We start from the raw sequence: 15,758 nt of genomic DNA, 5'->3' as shown, positions 1-15,758 counted from the left end.
CACCCGACGCGCCTGCCGCACGACGGCACCTTCCGCCCTTCGGAGGAGACAAGTCATGAATCCGCTTCACGCGCTGCCGGCGTCCGCGTCGGCAACGGCCCGGCGCACCCGCGTACGCTGGCTGGTGCTGGCCGTCCTGTTCGCGATCACGACGATCAATTACGCGGATCGCGCCGCGATCGCGATCGCGGGCCCGGCGCTCGCCCGCTCGATGCACTTGAGCCACGTGCAGATGGGCTTCATCTTTTCCGCGTTCGGCTGGTCGTACGTGATCGCGCAACTGCCGGGCGGCTGGCTGCTCGACCGCTACGGCTCGCGCATCGTCTACGCATTCAGCATCTTCTTCTGGTCGCTGTTCACGCTGCTGCAAGGCGGGATCGGCTTCTTCGGCGGTGCGGCCGCGTTCGCGCTGCTGTTCGGGCTGCGCTTCCTGGTCGGCGCGGCCGAGGCGCCGTCGTTCCCCGCCAACAGCCGGATCGTGTCCGCGTGGTTCCCGGCGCCCGAGCGCGGCACCGCGTCGGCGATCTTCAACGCCGCGCAGTATGCGGCGACCGTCGTGTTCGCGCCGCTGATGGGCTGGCTCGTGCACGCGTTCGGCTGGCAGTCGGTGTTCGCGGTGATGGGCGTGCTGGGCTTCGCGTTCGTGCTGGTGTGGAACCGCACGATGTACGACCCGAAGGACCACCCGAACATCAACCGCGCGGAACTCGACTACCTCGCCGAAGGCGGTGCGCTCGTCAACATCGACCAGGCGACGGGCGCGCGCGACGGCGGCCCGTCGATGCGCCACGTGAAGGCGCTGCTGAGAAACCGGATGCTGGTCGGCGTGTACGTCGCGCAGTACTGCATCAACGCGCTCACCTACTTCTTCATCACGTGGTTCCCCGTCTATCTCGTGCAGGCGCGCGGGATGTCGATCCTCAACGCGGGACTCGTCGCGTCGATCCCCGCCGTATGCGGGTTCCTCGGCGGGATTCTCGGCGGCGTCGTGTCCGATGCGCTGCTCAAGCAGGGGCGGTCGCTGTCGGTCGCGCGCAAGGTGCCGATCGTGATCGGCATGCTGCTGTCGATGTCGATGATCGTCTGCAATTACACCGATTCGCACGTGCTCGTCGTGGTGTCCATGGCGCTGTCGTTCTTCGGCAAGGGGCTCGGCGCGCTCGGCTGGGCCGTCAACGCCGATACCGCGCCGCGCCAGATCGCGGGCCTGAGCGGCGCGCTGCTCAACACGTGCGGCAATCTTTCCAGCATCACGACGCCGATCGCGATCGGCTATATCGTCGACCGCAGCGGCTCGTTCAACGGCGCGCTCGTGTATGTCGTCGCGCATGCGCTCGTCGCCGTGATCTGCTACCTGTTCGTCGTCGGCGAGATCCGCCGCGTCGAGCTTCAATGAACGGCGCGGGCCGCGCCGGCGCGTCCGGCGGCCCGCACGCCACCGGAACCAGGAGCGAACCGATGTCCGAACCCAGCCGTGCCGGCACCCCGCGCGTCACGCGCATGCAGGTGATTCCCGTCGCCGGCCGCGACAGCATGCTGCTCAACCTGTGCGGCGCGCACGCGCCGTACTTCACGCGCAACCTCGTGATCCTCGACGACAGCAGCGGGCATACGGGCGTCGGCGAAGTGCCGGGCGGCGAAGGCATCCGCCAGGCGCTCGAGCGCATGACGGATCTCGTGGTCGGGCAGTCGATCGGACGCTATCAGGCAACGCTCAACGCGGTGCGCGCGGGGCTGTCGGGCGCGGGCGCCGGGCGCACGATCCGCCACGAAGTGACCTCGGCCGGCGAGGCCGCGGTGCTGCGCCAGCCGCACGAGATCAACCTGCGGCTCGACAACGTGATCACCGCGATCGAGGCCGCGCTGCTCGATCTGCTCGGCCAGCACCTCGACGTGCCGGTCGCGGCGCTGCTCGGCGAAGGCCAGCAGCGCGACGCGGTGCCGATGCTCGCGTATTTGTTCTATATCGGCGACCAGCGCCGCACCGATCTGCCGTATCGCGACGAAGCCTCTGCGTCGGACGCCTGGTTCCGGCTGCGCAACGAAGCGGCGATGACGCCGGCCGCGATCGCGCGGCAGGCCGAAGCCGCCGTCGAGCGCTACGGTTTCGCCGATTTCAAGCTGAAGGGCGGCGTGATGGCCGGCGCCGACGAGATGGAAGCGATCGCGGCAATCAAGGCGCGCTTTCCCGACGCGCGTGCGACGCTCGACCCGAACGGCGCGTGGTCGCTCGACGAAGCCGTCGCGCTGTGCCGCGGGCAAGGCCACCTGCTCGCGTATGCGGAAGATCCGTGCGGGCCGGAAGGCGGCTATTCGGGCCGCGAGACGATGGCCGAATTCCGCCGCGCGACGGGGATCCCGACCGCGACCAACATGATCGCGACCGACTGGCGGCAGATGGATCATGCGGTGCGGCTGCAGGCGGTCGACATCCCGCTCGCCGATCCGCATTTCTGGACGATGCAGGGCTCGGTGCGGCTCGCGCAGCTGTGCCGCGACTGGGGGCTCACGTGGGGTTCGCACTCGAACAACCACTTCGACGTGTCGCTCGCGATGTTCACGCATGCGGCGGCGGCCGCCCCCGGCACGATCACCGCGATCGATACGCACTGGATCTGGCAGGAAGGCGATGCGCGGCTTACGCGCGAGCCGCTCAGGATCGTCGGCGGCAAGGTGGCCGTGCCGGAACGGCCGGGGCTCGGGATCGAGCTGGACATGGCGCAGGTCGAGGCCGCGCATGCGCTGTACAAAGAGGTGGGCGGCACGGCGCGCGATGACGCGGTCGCGATGCGCTATCTGGTGCCGGGGTGGACGTACGATCCGAAGCGGCCGAGTTTCGGGAGGGTTTAGGGCGGGGTGACGGGAGGCGGTTGTCAAACGCGGAAAACGGCCGCATCCTGCCGGCTGCCCGGATCGGTCCGCGCGGCGGACGGTCGGGCGCCGTCGCCCACCCGCAAAGAACGCTCTCCATGACGTCATCCGATCCGACACCGCGGCAAGTCATCGTCTTCGTGCTGTATTCGGTGCTCTGTCTGCCCGCGAGCATGACCGTCGCCGGCTATGTCGCGACCCGGATCACGCGGAACGTATCGAATTTCGAAGGCGGTGCGGGTTATACGACGCTCTGGTGGCTGATCCTGCTGACCGGCGCGTTTTGCGCGCTGTCGATCGTCGTCTGCGCGCTGCTGCGGAGGAGAACGGCGGTTCTCGCGGCCATCACGGTGGGGCTCGCCGCGCTGTCGGTGCCGACGTTCAGGTTTGTGCAGGGGCTGGTGACGTAGTCACCGTCGATCGTCGCGCCGTGCCGTGCCGAGCGCAGTGTGCAGGCGCTGCCTGTCGTCACAGATTCCGCAAAAAACAAAAGGGCCCGATCTTGCGATCGAGCCCTTCGAATTCCGTTGGTGGAGCGGAGGAGGATCGAACTCCCGACCTTCGCATTGCGAACGCGACGCTCTCCCAGCTGAGCTACCGCCCCAACAGTCGACCATCATACACACGCATTTCCACGCCTGGCAATAGGGTTCCCCCTAGCTCACGCATCACTTCGACGGCGCCCCCGCCAGCACCCATTCGACCACCGAACGGACGTCGGCGTCGCTCATGCGCGGATGCGCAGGCATCGGAATCGCGCCCCAGACACCCGAGCCGCCGTCCTTCACCTTCTTCGACAGCTTCGCGACGGCCTGCGGATCCGACTTGTAGCGCGCGGCGATATCCTTGAACGACGGGCCGACGAGCTTGCGGTCGACCGCGTGGCAGCCCATGCACGCGTTGCTGCGGGCCACCTTCAGGCCGTCGCCGACGTCCGCGTGCGCGACACCCAGCGTGCCGGCCACGAGCGCCGCAGCCGCGGCGCCCCGCACCGTCCATCGTTTCATCTGCTTCGTCTGCATGCCCGTCATTGCGCCTTCGCCTTCGGATTGCCCGGATGCACGTTCGACGAATTCGAGATCGGCGCGGGCGGCTGCAGCGGCGCGGACTGCACCGACGCGTCAGGCACCGCGCCGACCGTCGCGCTGTCCGACGGTGCGGCGGCCGCCTGCGCGGCGGATGCGCCGCTCGCGGGCGACGCGTCCTGCAGCGCCTGCGCGTCCTGCGGCTTCACGTACTGGAACACCTTCACGACCTTCTCGACGCCCGGCACCTGGCTCGCGGCTTCCGCACCGCGATTGCCTTCATCCACCGTCACGAGGCCCATCAGATAAAGATTGCCGCGTTCGCTGACGACCTTGTAGTAGTTCGCCGAGATGCCCTTCGTCGCGATCAGCTCCGACTTCACGCGCCCTTCGAGGTACGAATCGTTCGCACGCGACGACAGCGACGACGCCGGCTCGACCGACAGCTCGTTGACGATGCCGTTCACGTTGTTGATGCCGCGCACGATTTCCTCGGCGCGCTGCTTCGACGCATCGTTCGGCACTTCACCCGTCAGCAGCACGCGACGATTGAACACCGTCACGTTCACGTGCGACTGGTCCGGCAGCCCGTTGTTGATCTGCGTGAGCGACTTGACCTGGATCTCGCGATCCTCGGTCTGCGCGCCGAGCGTACGGCGATCGGTCGCGATCAGCGCGCCGCCGCCGGCCGCTGCGCCCACGACCCCGAGCACACAACCCTGCAGCGACACGGCGAGGCCCGCCGTCAGCGCGGCGAGCAGCGTGGTTCTGACGAGCGTCTGTTTGACGCGGCTTTGATTCATCGACGGCTCTCCTTCGTTCAATCCTCACCCAGCAGCATCGCGTCGATGCCGTCGCACAGGCAGTGGATGGTCAGCAGATGGACTTCGTGGATACGCGCCGCGCGAACGGCGGGCACGCTGATCGGAATATCGGTGTCGGACAGCGCGGCCGCGACCGTGTGGTCGCTGCCGCCCGTCAAGGCGACGACGGTCATCTCGCGCTCGTGCGCCTCGTCGATCGCGGCGAGCACGCGCGGCGACGCGCCGCCCGCGTCGAGCACCAGCAGGATGTCGCCCGTCTGGCCCAGCACGCGCACCTGCTGCGCGAACAACTGCTCGACGGCTGCCGCGCCCGCGAGGCCGGCCTGCGACGCGTCGGTGGCCAGCGCGATCGCGGGCAGGCCCGGACGCTCGCGCTCGAAACCGCCGACCAGCGACGCGGCGAGATACTGCGCGGCGGCGGCCGATGGGCCGTCACCGCACGCGATGATCTTGTTGCCGTTCGCCAGTGCGGCGAACATCGCATCGACCGCGGCTGCGATCGGCAGCGACAGCGCGTCGGCCGCTTCGGCATGAAGCGCGGCGCTGTCGCGGAATTGTTGCTGAATACGTTCGACTGACATCGATTCCTGGTGAACTGGGCGCGCGGCACAACTCGCGCGACATCGTGGGTGCGGCGAGTTTACCGTACTCCGGCGCCCTCTCCGGGGGTCCGGCAAGAACTCTTTACATCTCGTCACAGCTCGCGGCTACGCATCGTCGGTACGAAATGCGTCACGCAGCCACGCAAGCCGCCCGGCCTCGAACGCGACGACGTCGAAACGGCACGCGGCGCCGGCGCCGTGTCGCGCCCAGAACTGCAACGCGGCCGCGACCAGACGGCGCCGCTTGCGCCAGCCGACGCTCGCGGCCGCGCCGCCATGCCGGGTGCTGCGCCGTGCGCGCACCTCGACGAAGACGAGCATGCCGTCGGGCTCGCGCATCACGAGATCGAGCTCGCCGCCGCGCATCGTCACGTTCGCGGCGACGAACCCGAGGCCACGGCGCTCGAGAAACTGCCGCGCGCGCTGCTCGAACGCCGCGCCGACCGGTTTGGATCGCGCCGCGCCCGAAAAGTTGTCGCCCGAACGCAGCCGGCCGCGCGCGCCATCCGGCCGGGCCGGCGCCGCGTGGCACAATGCCGTCCTTGTTCCGTTCGTGCCGCGATTGCGTGCATTGCCTGCCATGACTGCCCTCCTCGAACTCGCGCATACGCAGCACTACCCGGACGCCGCGCTCTACGTGGTCGCCACGCCGATCGGCAATACGGCCGACATCACGCTGCGCGCGCTGCACGTGCTCGGCCTCGCCGACCGCATCGCGGCCGAAGACACCCGCAACACGGGCCAGCTGCTCGCCCGCTACGGGATCTCGAAACCGCTCGTCGCCGTGCACGAGCACAACGAACGCGAAGCCGCGCAGCGCGTGATCGAACTGCTGCGCGGAGGCGAACGCGTGGCCTACGTGTCGGACGCCGGCACGCCCGGCATCTCGGACCCCGGCGCACGGCTCGTCGACGCCGTGCGTGCCGCCGGCTTCACGGTGGTTCCGCTGCCGGGCCCGAGCGCGGCCGTGACCGCGCTGAGCGTGGCCGGCGACTGGGCCGGCGCGTTCACGTTCGCGGGCTTCCTGCCGCCGAAGGCGAAGCAGCGCGCGACCGCGCTGCAGGCGCTGGCGTCGCACCCGTACGCGCTGGTGTTCTACGAAGCGCCGCACCGGATCACCGAAACCGTCACCGCACTCGCCGACGCGTTCGGCCCCGCGCGCCGGCTGCTGATCGCGCGCGAGCTCACCAAGCTACACGAGCAGTTGTTCCAGGGCACCCTGGCCGAAGGACAGAGTTGGCTCGCCGGCGATCCGAACCGGCAGCGCGGCGAGTTCGTGCTGGTCGTCGAAGGCGCGCCGGCGGCAAGCGGCGAAGCCGACGACACCGCGCACGACGCGCTGCTCAGGCTGCTGCTGGGGGAAGTGCCGGTGAAGAGTGCGGCCAAGCTCGCGGCCGCGCTGACGGGCGCGTCGCGCAACACGCTGTATGCACGTGCGCTCGCGCTGAAGGAAGGCTGACGCGCGCCGCCGGCGCGCGAAAACGACAAAGGGCTGCCGGAAGGCAGCCCTTTGTGCACGAGCGGACGATCCGCCGCGTTACTTCGCCGAGATCGACGCGAACATTTCGTCGCGCGCCTCGCGCGCTTCCTGCGGCGACAGCCCTTCGATCTTCACGCGGCCCGTGCCGGCGTGCACGAGGCCGATCACCTTGGCCGCCGCATACGACAGGTCGAGCACGCGGCCGCGCTTGAACGGCCCGCGATCGTTGACCTTCACGACGACCCACTTGCCGGTCGATGCGTTCGTCACCTTGATGTACGACGACAGCGGCAGCGTGCGGTGCGCGGCGGTGAACGCGTTCATGTTGAAGCGCTCGCCGTTCGCGGTGCGGCGGCCGTGGAAATCCCGCCCGTACCACGATGCGCGGCCGGTCTGGCGGAAATCGGACACATCCTTGCCGTCGATCGGCTCGGCGTCCGCCAGCGACGACTTCTTCGCGTCCTTGCTGTCGGCAGCCGGCATCGATGCCAGCGCGGAATCGAAGCTGAGCGGCTGCTTGTCGTCGTCCGCCTTCGCGGCAGCGGCCGTCTTGTCGACCGCCTTCTTCTGGCTCACGCTGCCGGTGGTCTGGCTGGGTGGCACCGCACAGCCCGTCAGCGCAAAAAACAATGCAATGGTTCCGAATCGGCTCGGAAAACGTAAATTCATCGACGTGTCGCCTTCTGGTTCGGGCCGCATCGATACAACGCTGCTTCACAACGCAGAGATGCGCCCCGGACGGCAAATGCGTGCACGCCCGGCTCGAGTGCGAGCAGGCGGCTAGCATGGGCGCGGCATTCGTCTAGGCCGCAACCGTCCTGATTAGCTTTCACGTCTGGCGCAACCTGTCCCCAACAGCCTGACCAGACCCCACATGCCGCCATCGAACATGGCTTCACGTTCGCGCGCGTCGATACGACCAACGCACAGGAACGGCGGCACAGGCCTCATCCGGCGGCGCGGCAGCAGGGCCGCAGGCGGGCGCGCAGCGCCCGGCCGGACAAGACGTGAGCACCGAATGCTCGGTGCTGGATACACCGCCGGACTTCCCGGCGGCCGATGCTTGACGGTGAATCGGATGCCTCGTTTAACGGGGCCGAAACACCAGCGAATTGCGTGAAATTCACGCGCAATGGGGCGCATTATACATAAACCAAAACCTTGTCTCGAAAAGCGCCCCCGGCGGACCATTGATTCTCGCTATGGCTGTAACAATCGGCATGCTCGGGGAAAGCCCTCATCGGCGCGCCGCGCCATGCATCGCACGCACGGCAGGCCGCGCGCTCGACCGGTACAATCGCTCCTTTTAGCCGCCGGTGCTCCCATGAAAGTCACGCTCATTCCGGTCACGCCGTTCCAGCAGAACTGCTCGCTGCTCGTCTGCGAGAAGACGGGCCGCGCCGCCGTCGTCGATCCGGGCGGCGATCTCGACCGGATCGAACAGGAAGTCGTGCGGCAGAACGTGCAGGTCGAGAAGGTGCTGCTCACGCATGGGCACATCGATCACTGCGCGGGCGCGAAGACGCTCGCGACGCGCTACGGCGTGCCGATCGAGGGGCCTCAGGAAGAGGAACGCTTCTGGATCGAGAAACTGCCGACGCAGAGCGAACGCTTCGGCTTTCCGGCCGCCGACATCTTCGAGCCCGACCAGTGGCTGAACGACGGCGACACCGTGCAGTTCGGCGACGAGACGCTCGAGGTCTATCACTGCCCGGGCCACACGCCCGGCCACGTCGTGTTCTTCAGCCGTGCACATCGCGTCGCGATCGTCGGCGACGTCCTGTTCGCGGGCTCCATCGGCCGGACCGATTTCCCGCGCGGCAATCACGAGGATCTCGTCCGTTCGATCAAGGAAAAACTGTGGCCGCTCGGCGACGACGTCACGTTCGTGCCCGGTCACGGTCCGGTATCGACGTTCGGCGACGAGCGCCGCACGAACCCGTTCGTGTCCGACAAGGTATTTGGATGAACCAGACCGCCATCCCCGAAATCTACGTCAGCACCGACGTCGAGGCCGATGGCCCGATTCCCGGCCCGCACTCGATGCTGAGCTTCGCCTCGGCCGCCTATACCGAGGACAAGCAACTGATCGCGACGTTTTCGGCAAACCTCGAGACCCTGCCCGGCGCGCACGCGCACCCGGTGCAGGAAGCCTGGTGGAAGACCGAACCCGAAGCCTGGGCCGCATGCCGGCGCGACCTGCAGACGCCCGAGGCGGCGCTGGTCGCCTACGTCGAATGGGTCGAGGCGCTGCCCGGCAAGCCGGTGTTCGTCGCGATGCCGGCCGGCTTCGATTTCACGTTCATGTTCTGGTACATGATGCATTTCGCGGGGCGCTGCCCGTTCTCGTGGTCGGCGCTCGACATCAAGACGCTCGCGTTCGCGATGACGGGCCTGCCGTACCGCAAGGCGATCAAGCCGCGCTTTCCGAAGCATTGGTTCGACGACCATCCGCACACGCACGTCGCACTCGACGATGCGATCGAGCAAGGCGCGCTGTTCTGCAACATGCTCGCCGACCTGCGCCGTCAGCAGGCCGCGCTCGCGGGCCTGGCCGTGTCGGATACCGATCGGTCGGAAAGCGCGGGGGCGGGACAAAATCCCACGGATCCGCGAGCAAATTAGCGAATCCCGCTCAACAGCGCGTCGCCAGATTGCCTTTCCTTCCCCGGCCCTCTAACATTCAGCGTGTTGTAGCTGCCGCATGGAGGCGCAGGTGACGCTCGATTCCTTTTCGCAAAAAATCCTTCGCCTGTTGCAGCTCGACGCGCGCCGTTCCGTTCAGGAAATCTCCGACCAGGTCGGGCTGTCGAGCACACCGTGCTGGCGCCGCATCAAGGACATGGAACAGTCAGGCGTGATCCAGCGCTACACGGCGCTGCTCGATCGCGAGAAGCTCGGCCTGCACGTCTGCGCGCTCGCGCACGTGCACCTGACGCGTCACAACGAAGGCGGCGTCGAGCAGTTCGAGCGCGAGATCGCGACCTGCCCGGAAGTCACCGAGTGCTACAGCACGACCGGCGAAGCCGATTACATCCTCAAGATCGTCGCGCCGGACATCAAGGCCTACGACGTGTTCCTGCACGAACGCATCTTCAAGATCCCGGCCGTGTCGCAGGTGCGCACGAGCGTCGTGCTGCGCGAAATCAAGTTCGACACGCAACTGCCGCTGTAACGCGCGGGCCTGCCGCCTGAGGCCGACCGCGCTCGCGGTTGTCGGCTGCCGGCCGCCGGCCGCCGGTCACGTCTGCACGGGCAACGTGCGCGTGAAGCCGATCCGGCGCGCGCCGAACTCGCGCTTCAGCGTCTCGACGTCGAGCCGGCCGGCCAGCGCCGCATCGGTGTCGCGCGGGTCGCTGTCGAGCGTCACGTCGACCTCGAGGCCCGTACTCAGGTAATGCAGATTGATCGCCGCGGCGCGCAGCCCGCGCTGCGCGAGCGCGGCCTCGAGCCGGGCCACGAGTTCGTCGCGCGGCGGCAGCGCGAGCGCCGGACGGCGCGCCGCGTCGTTCTCCGGGTCGACATGGATCAGCGCATCGAGCACGCGCGGGTCGGACAGCACGCGCGCCCGCGCGGTCTCGGCGATGTAATGCCCTTCGGAGACGGAGATCTTCGGATCGACGATGATGTGCGCATCGACGAGCGCGGCATCGCCCATCTTGCGCGTGCGCAGGTCGTGCACGTCGCGTACGCCGGGCGTCGCGGCGAGCAGCGCGCGGATCTCGGCCGTGTCGGCCGTATCGAGCGCGCGGTCGGAGAGGTCCTGCAACGCGTCATAGCCGAACGTCCAGCCCATGCGCGCGACCATGAAGCCGACGATCGCCGCGGCGATCGGATCGAGCAGCCGCACACCGGCCAGGCTGCCGACGATGCCGATCGCGACGACGAGCGACGACGCGGCATCCGAACGCGCATGCCACGCGTTGGCGACGAGCATCGCCGAGCGCACGCGCCGCGCTTCGCGCAGCATGTAGCGAAACAGCGCTTCCTTCGACACGAGCACCGTCAGCGCAACGATCAGCGCGGAAAAATGCACGGCCGGAATGTTTTCGAGATTAACGAGGCGGTCGCCGGCGCGCCAGAGCATGCCGATACCGACCGCAATCAGGATCGCGCCGAGAAACAGCGACGCGACCGTCTCGTAGCGGCTATGGCCGTAATTGTGGTCGGCGTCCGGCGATGCGCCGCTATGCCGATTCGCAACCAGCACGACAAAATCCGAGATCAAATCGGAAATCGAATGCACACCGTCAGCAATCAATGCCTGCGAATGCGCAATCACGCCGACGGCGATCTGAAATGTCGCAAGCACGACATTCAGGACAATACTGACGAGCGTGCTCTTGCGCGCAACTGCGTGCTTATCTGCGCTCTGCGCGTCGGCGGAAAACGTGGACATGAAATATGAGATATCGGTGTGCGGGACGTAATTCTATCAAAGGCGCCCCGCGAGCCCTTCCAGTACCCACAAATTTCTCATTTAAATCAATCGCTTATGCGAACGTGTCGCATTTTCATTCACATGACACACTTACATTTTCATGACGGCACAGCGGCCTTGCCGGCGTCCGGAAAACAAAAAAGCCGCGCTCCTCGACGGACACGCGGCTCTTCTGAAGAGCGGGCAACCTAAACGAACGTTTAAATCGCAAACTGTTCGCGGTTCTTGCCGGCGATCCAGCGCGGCGGCTTGCCACGACCCGACCACGTCGCGCCCGTTTCCGGATCGCGGTATTTTGCCGCCACGCCTGCGCGCGGGCGACCGACCTTGCCGGCCTTCGCGCGGCTGAGACCGAGTTCGGCGAGCGAAAAGCCGTAGTCGGCAATTTTCTGCTTCACGTCATTCAGCACTTCAGCGTATTCACGCGACTTCGCTTCTTCGATTTGCTTCTCCAGCTTCTCCCGCTGGGCCAGCAGGTCCTTGTAAGAAGACATAGTTTCCCTTTCTATCTATCTGACCAATGGCGCCGGTCTGAGCCAGCTCACCATTCATGAAATATATGTGCCTCGGATTTTCGAAGGCAGAGATTAGCACAAAAAAGATTTGATAGAAGCGAGATTCACGAAAATCCCGAGACCAATTGTAATTCGCACATGTCATTTTGACCGGCCGCGGCCTTTTCTCAAATTTTTACGCTCCTGCATAGAGATTAGGACATTAGCGATTGGCTATTAGGTCTATCAATATACGCAATTACCCTGCTTTCAAAAAATCAAAGCTTTCATCGGACGACAGTTTTGCGAAAACCACATGACGCGGTTTGCTAAACGGACAAATCACTGAACCGCGACGTCACGTCACATTCTTCGCGCAGGCGATCAGCCGCTCGCGCAGCACACCGATATCGGCCGACGGCGACTCGAACGGCGTGCGCACGCGGCGCCCGTCGCATCGCCAGTCCGCGCCATGGCGATCGACGCCGAGCAGGTCGAGCCCGTCGCGGTGTGCGTGGCCCGCTTCGTAGGCACGCCACAGCGCCTGTTCGTCGTCGAACGCGAGCGGCGGCAGCGCATCGAGATGCGTGCCGTCGACCCAGCCCATCCGTCCGAACCCGCCGATATAGCGCAGCCGCTCGATCTCGAGCGCCCAGAACGCGAAATCGCCGAGCGCGAGATAGCGCGCGGCGTCCGGTTCGTAGCGCAGGTAACGCGCGGTAACGTGCGGATCGTCGCCGAGCGGCACGAACCGGCCCAGCAGCGTCGCGCGCTCGGCGTTCAGGACATCGCCGTCATTGGCATCGACGACGAGGAAACCCGCATGCGGATCGGCGGCGAGATTGCGCGTGTGCTCGGCCAGGCCGCTCACCAGGATCACGGGCCGATGGCTTGCATCCGGTGCAAACGGCACGACCGTCGGATACGGGAACCCCTGCGGTTCGCGCGCATGGGTGGCGAGCGTGCCGAGCGCGCAGCGGTGCAGCAGATGCAGGGCGAAGGCGGGATCGATGTTCAAGAGGAACTCCTGCGGTCGAAAGGCGGTGCCTCGGGCATGGCTTCGATGTTACCCGCGCTCGCCGCACGCGTCGCATCGGCCGAACGGCCAATGCGACACCGGGCCGCCGCCGCGGGATGGCTCGACCGCCCGAGCATCGACCGAACGGCCATCGCCCGGCAGAAACGTAAGCGGTTCGATAGAATCGGACAAATCCGCCGGGCGCCGTGTGCGCCCGCGCATTTTCCCGACGAGCCTTCCCGTGTCCGAATCCTCCTCCCCCGAATCGTCGTCCCCGTTCGCCGCGCCGCCCGACGCGCATCGCGTGCTGCCGCTGCCGGCCCGCCAGCGTGCGCGCACGGCGTCGATGGCGCTGTTCTTCGTCGCCGGCATGATGTACGCGTCGTGGGGCGTGCACGTGCCGACCGTGCGCGACAAGTTCGCGCTGAGCCCCGGGCTGCTGTCGATCGCGCTGTTCGCGGTCGCCGGCGGGTCGATCGCCGCGATGCTGACCATCGCGCGCTGGATCGCGCGCGTCGGCTCGCGCACCGCTTGCCTCGTCGGCGGGCTCGTGATGTCCGCGTGCGCGGCGCTGATCCTCGTCGTGCCCGACTACTGGATGCTGCTCGCGGTGCTCGCGCTGTTCGGCTTCTCGATGGCGACGCTCGACGTCGCGATGAACGCCGAGGCCAGCGCGGTCGAAATCGCGCTCGGCAAGCCGATCATGTCGTCGCTGCACGGCATGTTCAGCATCGGCGGGATGGCCGGCGCGGCGGCCGGCGGCGCACTGCTGTCGGCCGGCATGGCGCCGGTCGCGCATCTCGCGCTCGCGGCGGCGGTGTGCGCCACGGTGCTCGTGGTCGCGAGCCCGGCCGTGCTGCCGCACGTGCCGCATCACGAACAGGCGCACGGCGGCGGCAACCGCTGGCGCTCGCCCGCGTTGTGGATGCTCGGCGGCATCGCGCTCGTCGCGCTGATCGCCGAAGGCGCGATGTACGACTGGGCGACGGTCTACATGCGCGACGTCGTCGCGGCGAGCCCGGCGCTCGCGAGCGCCGCGTACGCGGCGTTCTCGGGCGGGATGGCCATCGCGCGCTTCGCGGGCGACGCCGTGCGCGCCCGCTTCGGCGCGCCGCAGCTCGTGTTCGCGAGCGCGTCGCTCGCGTGCGCGGGGATGATCGGCGCGCTGCTGCTGCCGAATCCGGTCGCGGTGCTGACCGGTTTCACGCTGATGGGCCTCGGGCTGGCCAACATGATGCCCGTGCTGTTCGCGGCCGCCGCGCGCGTGAAAGGCATCCATGCGGCCGAAGGGCTCGCGCACGTGGCCGGGCTCGCGTATTTCGGACTGCTGTTCGGTCCGGTCGTGATCGGCGCGGTCGCGCAGGCCGCGAACCTGACGATCGGCCTGTCGGTCGTCGCCCTGTGCGCGGCGCTCGTCGCGTTCGTCGCACCGAAGGTGCTCGCGCACCTGAAGATCTGACGGCGCGGCGGCGCACGCCGGCCCAAAAAGAAAGCGCGCATGCGTTGCCGCATGCGCGCTTTCACCCTCCTGTCGACCGCTCGTTGCGTTACATCTTCACTTCGTCGAGCAGCGACTTCTTGCCGCTCTTGTAGTTGTACAGCGAAATCACGCCGTGCTGCAGGTCGCCCTTCGAATCGAAGGTCGTCGTGCCGATCACGCCCGTGTATTTCGTCGCCGGCATCGCCGCGAGGATCTTCGCCGGGTCCGTCGAGTTCGCGCGCTTCATCGCGTCGGCGATGATGTACACGGCGTCATACGTGAACGGCGCGTAGATCTGGATCGGCTGGCCGAAGCGCTTCTCGTACTTCGCCTTGAACGCGCTGCCGCCCGGCATCTTCTCGAGCGAAGCACCGGCTTCCGAGCACACGATGTTGTCGGTCGCGTCGCCGGCCAGATCGGCCAGTTTCTCCGTGCACACGCCGTCGCCCGCGAAGATCTTCGCGCGCAGGCCGAGCTGCTTCGCCTGCTTCGCGAACGGGCCGCCGGTGGCGTCCATGCCGCCGTACATGATCGCGTCCGGGTTCTCGCCCTTGATCTTCGTCAGAATCGCGCGGAAGTCGACCGCCTTGTCGTTCGTCGCGTCATGCGACATCACCTTCAGGCCGAGCGCCTTCGCCTTCTTCTCGAATTCGTTCGCGAGACCCTGGCCGTAAGCGGTCGAATCGTCGACCACCGCCACGCTCTTGATGCCCTTCGAATGCGCATAGTTCGCCAGTGCCGGGCCCTGCTGCGCATCGGTCGCCACCACGCGGTACGTGGTCTTGAAGCCTTGCTGCGTGTACACCGGGTTGGTCGCCGACGGCGAAATCTGCACGATGCCCGCATCGCTGTAGATCTTCGAGGCCGGGATCGACGTGCCCGAGTTCAGGTGGCCGACCACCGCGACGACCTTGTCGTCGACGAGCTTCTGCGCAACCTGCGTCGCCTGCCGCGGGTCGGCGGCGTCATCCTGCGGGTCGAGTTGCAGCGTGATCTTCTGGCCGCCGATCGTGAGACCCTTCGCGTTGATTTCCTCGACCGCGAGACGTGCGCCGTTTTCGTTGTCCTTGCCCAGGTGTGCAATGCCGCCCGTCAACGGCGCGACGTGGCCGATCTTGACGACTTGATCGGCGGACGCGTTGCTTGCAGCTGCAGCACACAGCATCGCCGCTGCGGTGATCGGCAACAGCTTTTGCATCTTGATATTCATGTAAGTCTCCAGTTCGGTCCCAAAAAACGCCATCGCCCGGTGCCCCGCTGCCATCCCCGTGTTTGCCATCACTGGACGATTCGCCGGTTGCATCGTTCATGCACTTGGCCTCAAGTACGTGAAAACCGCCGCTTTTAGCAGCTGCCCGCCCGTACTTGCGCGCAAGTGTAGGTGATCAAATTAATTTGTGGGACTTTTTTGGGGTAGTGGTAACACTACCGATATGCATGCTTTGGAAGGATGACTCGAATAACGCTGCAAGCCCCGGCGGATAAGGGTTTCCGCTAATTCCCGGCATACTTTCGAAAGGTCG

General features: G+C 66.7%; 17 protein-coding genes and 1 tRNA gene. 8 read left to right on the top strand and 10 right to left on the bottom strand.

All coding sequences use genetic code 11. The annotated features are described in order from the left end of the window. The first annotated feature begins 55 nt into the window (after nt 1-55). From CFB46_RS05215 to CFB46_RS05205, 3 genes are all read left to right on the top strand, one after another. The gene (locus CFB46_RS05215) at nt 56-1,396 is read left to right on the top strand and encodes an MFS transporter (RefSeq protein WP_089499434.1); all 1,341 of its coding nucleotides are present in this window, start codon (nt 56-58) and stop codon (nt 1,394-1,396) included. Between the two features lie 62 nt (nt 1,397-1,458). After that, nucleotides 1,459-2,850, top strand: a complete 1,392-nt coding sequence (locus tag CFB46_RS05210) for an enolase C-terminal domain-like protein (protein ID WP_089499464.1) — start codon at nt 1,459-1,461, stop codon at nt 2,848-2,850. A 20-nt stretch (nt 2,851-2,870) separates the two neighbouring features. After that, entirely contained in the window at nt 2,871-3,281 is a 411-nt protein-coding gene (locus tag CFB46_RS05205) for a hypothetical protein (RefSeq protein ID WP_227789683.1), read from the top strand. 118 nt (nt 3,282-3,399) lie between these two features. Here CFB46_RS05205 and CFB46_RS05200 read toward each other — a convergent pair. The 5 genes from CFB46_RS05200 to CFB46_RS05180 form a co-directional block, all read right to left on the bottom strand. Beyond that, nucleotides 3,400-3,475 (bottom strand) — tRNA-Ala (locus CFB46_RS05200). A gap of 64 nt (nt 3,476-3,539) precedes the next feature. Further along, nucleotides 3,540-3,902 carry a c-type cytochrome gene (locus tag CFB46_RS05195; RefSeq protein WP_089499432.1) on the bottom strand — a complete coding sequence of 121 codons (363 nt, stop codon included), beginning with the start codon at nt 3,900-3,902 and terminating at the stop codon, nt 3,540-3,542. Beyond that, entirely contained in the window at nt 3,899-4,699 is an 801-nt protein-coding gene (locus CFB46_RS05190) for a BON domain-containing protein (RefSeq protein WP_027783263.1), read from the bottom strand. The genes CFB46_RS05195 and CFB46_RS05190 overlap by 4 nt, the downstream gene beginning before the upstream one ends. A 17-nt stretch (nt 4,700-4,716) precedes the next feature. Further along, on the bottom strand, nt 4,717-5,301 hold the full coding sequence (locus tag CFB46_RS05185; RefSeq protein ID WP_027783262.1) for an SIS domain-containing protein: 585 nt from the start codon (nt 5,299-5,301) through the stop codon (nt 4,717-4,719). Nucleotides 5,302-5,427: 126 nt separating this feature from the next. Beyond that, the gene (locus CFB46_RS05180; RefSeq protein ID WP_027783261.1) at nt 5,428-5,856 is read right to left on the bottom strand and encodes a YraN family protein; all 429 of its coding nucleotides are present in this window, start codon (nt 5,854-5,856) and stop codon (nt 5,428-5,430) included. Between the two features lie 46 nt (nt 5,857-5,902). On the opposite strand from CFB46_RS05180, the gene rsmI reads away from it, so the two are divergent. Continuing rightward, nucleotides 5,903-6,781, top strand: a complete 879-nt coding sequence (rsmI, locus tag CFB46_RS05175) for a 16S rRNA (cytidine(1402)-2'-O)-methyltransferase (protein WP_089499431.1) — start codon at nt 5,903-5,905, stop codon at nt 6,779-6,781. 78 nt (nt 6,782-6,859) lie between these two features. On the opposite strand, the gene CFB46_RS05170 is transcribed toward rsmI, so the two are convergent. After that, nucleotides 6,860-7,471, bottom strand: a complete 612-nt coding sequence (locus tag CFB46_RS05170; RefSeq protein WP_027783259.1) for a septal ring lytic transglycosylase RlpA family protein — start codon at nt 7,469-7,471, stop codon at nt 6,860-6,862. 655 nt (nt 7,472-8,126) lie between these two features. Between CFB46_RS05170 and CFB46_RS05165 the strand changes: the two genes are divergently transcribed. The 3 genes from CFB46_RS05165 (at nt 8,127) to CFB46_RS05155 (ending at nt 9,977) form a co-directional block, all read left to right on the top strand. Further along, the gene (locus CFB46_RS05165; RefSeq protein WP_089499430.1) at nt 8,127-8,771 is read left to right on the top strand and encodes an MBL fold metallo-hydrolase; all 645 of its coding nucleotides are present in this window, start codon (nt 8,127-8,129) and stop codon (nt 8,769-8,771) included. Beyond that, nucleotides 8,768-9,427, top strand: a complete 660-nt coding sequence (locus tag CFB46_RS05160; RefSeq protein ID WP_027783257.1) for an exonuclease — start codon at nt 8,768-8,770, stop codon at nt 9,425-9,427. Before CFB46_RS05165 ends, CFB46_RS05160 begins: the two co-directional genes overlap by 4 nt. A 79-nt stretch (nt 9,428-9,506) precedes the next feature. Beyond that, a complete protein-coding gene (locus CFB46_RS05155) occupies nt 9,507-9,977 on the top strand; it encodes an Lrp/AsnC family transcriptional regulator (RefSeq protein WP_006477376.1) in 471 nt (156 codons plus the stop codon). A 66-nt stretch (nt 9,978-10,043) separates the two neighbouring features. On the opposite strand, the gene CFB46_RS05150 is transcribed toward CFB46_RS05155, so the two are convergent. The 3 genes from CFB46_RS05150 to CFB46_RS05140 all read right to left on the bottom strand — a co-directional run bounded on the left by CFB46_RS05150 (nt 10,044) and on the right by CFB46_RS05140 (nt 12,755). Beyond that, nucleotides 10,044-11,201, bottom strand: a complete 1,158-nt coding sequence (locus tag CFB46_RS05150) for a cation diffusion facilitator family transporter (RefSeq protein WP_089499429.1) — start codon at nt 11,199-11,201, stop codon at nt 10,044-10,046. A gap of 242 nt (nt 11,202-11,443) precedes the next feature. Then, entirely contained in the window at nt 11,444-11,737 is a 294-nt protein-coding gene (locus CFB46_RS05145; RefSeq protein WP_006491875.1) for an H-NS histone family protein, read from the bottom strand. 358 nt (nt 11,738-12,095) lie between these two features. Continuing rightward, a complete protein-coding gene (locus CFB46_RS05140; RefSeq protein WP_089499428.1) occupies nt 12,096-12,755 on the bottom strand; it encodes a HugZ family pyridoxamine 5'-phosphate oxidase in 660 nt (219 codons plus the stop codon). Between the two features lie 241 nt (nt 12,756-12,996). On the opposite strand from CFB46_RS05140, the gene CFB46_RS05135 reads away from it, so the two are divergent. Then, nucleotides 12,997-14,214 (top strand): MFS transporter, encoded by a 1,218-nt coding sequence (locus tag CFB46_RS05135; RefSeq protein WP_089499463.1) that lies wholly within the window; start codon nt 12,997-12,999, stop codon nt 14,212-14,214. 88 nt (nt 14,215-14,302) lie between these two features. Here CFB46_RS05135 and CFB46_RS05130 read toward each other — a convergent pair whose 3' ends face one another. Next, nucleotides 14,303-15,445 carry a branched-chain amino acid ABC transporter substrate-binding protein gene (locus tag CFB46_RS05130; RefSeq protein ID WP_027783253.1) on the bottom strand — a complete coding sequence of 381 codons (1,143 nt, stop codon included), beginning with the start codon at nt 15,443-15,445 and terminating at the stop codon, nt 14,303-14,305. Between the last annotated feature and the right edge of the window lie 313 nt (nt 15,446-15,758).

Origin of the sequence: Burkholderia sp. HI2761, assembly GCF_002223355.1 — a bacterium.
Lineage (GTDB): Bacteria > Pseudomonadota > Gammaproteobacteria > Burkholderiales > Burkholderiaceae > Burkholderia.
This window is presented reverse-complemented; position numbering and strand designations above follow the sequence as displayed.

Excerpts from the sequence above, each read along its gene's own strand:
- CFB46_RS05160 (WP_027783257.1), top strand. The coding sequence starts at position 8,768 with ATGAACCAGACCGCCATCCCCGAAATCTACGTCAGCACCGACGTCGAG.
- CFB46_RS05210 (WP_089499464.1), top strand. The coding sequence starts at position 1,459 with ATGTCCGAACCCAGCCGTGCCGGCACCCCGCGCGTCACGCGCATGCAG.
- CFB46_RS05155 (WP_006477376.1), top strand. The coding sequence starts at position 9,507 with ATGGAGGCGCAGGTGACGCTCGATTCCTTTTCGCAAAAAATCCTTCGC.
- CFB46_RS05190 (WP_027783263.1), bottom strand. The coding sequence starts at position 4,699 with ATGAATCAAAGCCGCGTCAAACAGACGCTCGTCAGAACCACGCTGCTC.
- CFB46_RS05145 (WP_006491875.1), bottom strand. The coding sequence starts at position 11,737 with ATGTCTTCTTACAAGGACCTGCTGGCCCAGCGGGAGAAGCTGGAGAAG.
- CFB46_RS05195 (WP_089499432.1), bottom strand. The coding sequence starts at position 3,902 with ATGACGGGCATGCAGACGAAGCAGATGAAACGATGGACGGTGCGGGGC.
- CFB46_RS05165 (WP_089499430.1), top strand. The coding sequence starts at position 8,127 with ATGAAAGTCACGCTCATTCCGGTCACGCCGTTCCAGCAGAACTGCTCG.
- CFB46_RS05150 (WP_089499429.1), bottom strand. The coding sequence starts at position 11,201 with ATGTCCACGTTTTCCGCCGACGCGCAGAGCGCAGATAAGCACGCAGTT.
- CFB46_RS05185 (WP_027783262.1), bottom strand. The coding sequence starts at position 5,301 with ATGTCAGTCGAACGTATTCAGCAACAATTCCGCGACAGCGCCGCGCTT.
- rsmI (WP_089499431.1), top strand. The coding sequence starts at position 5,903 with ATGACTGCCCTCCTCGAACTCGCGCATACGCAGCACTACCCGGACGCC.
- CFB46_RS05215 (WP_089499434.1), top strand. The coding sequence starts at position 56 with ATGAATCCGCTTCACGCGCTGCCGGCGTCCGCGTCGGCAACGGCCCGG.
- CFB46_RS05130 (WP_027783253.1), bottom strand. The coding sequence starts at position 15,445 with ATGAATATCAAGATGCAAAAGCTGTTGCCGATCACCGCAGCGGCGATG.
- CFB46_RS05170 (WP_027783259.1), bottom strand. The coding sequence starts at position 7,471 with ATGAATTTACGTTTTCCGAGCCGATTCGGAACCATTGCATTGTTTTTT.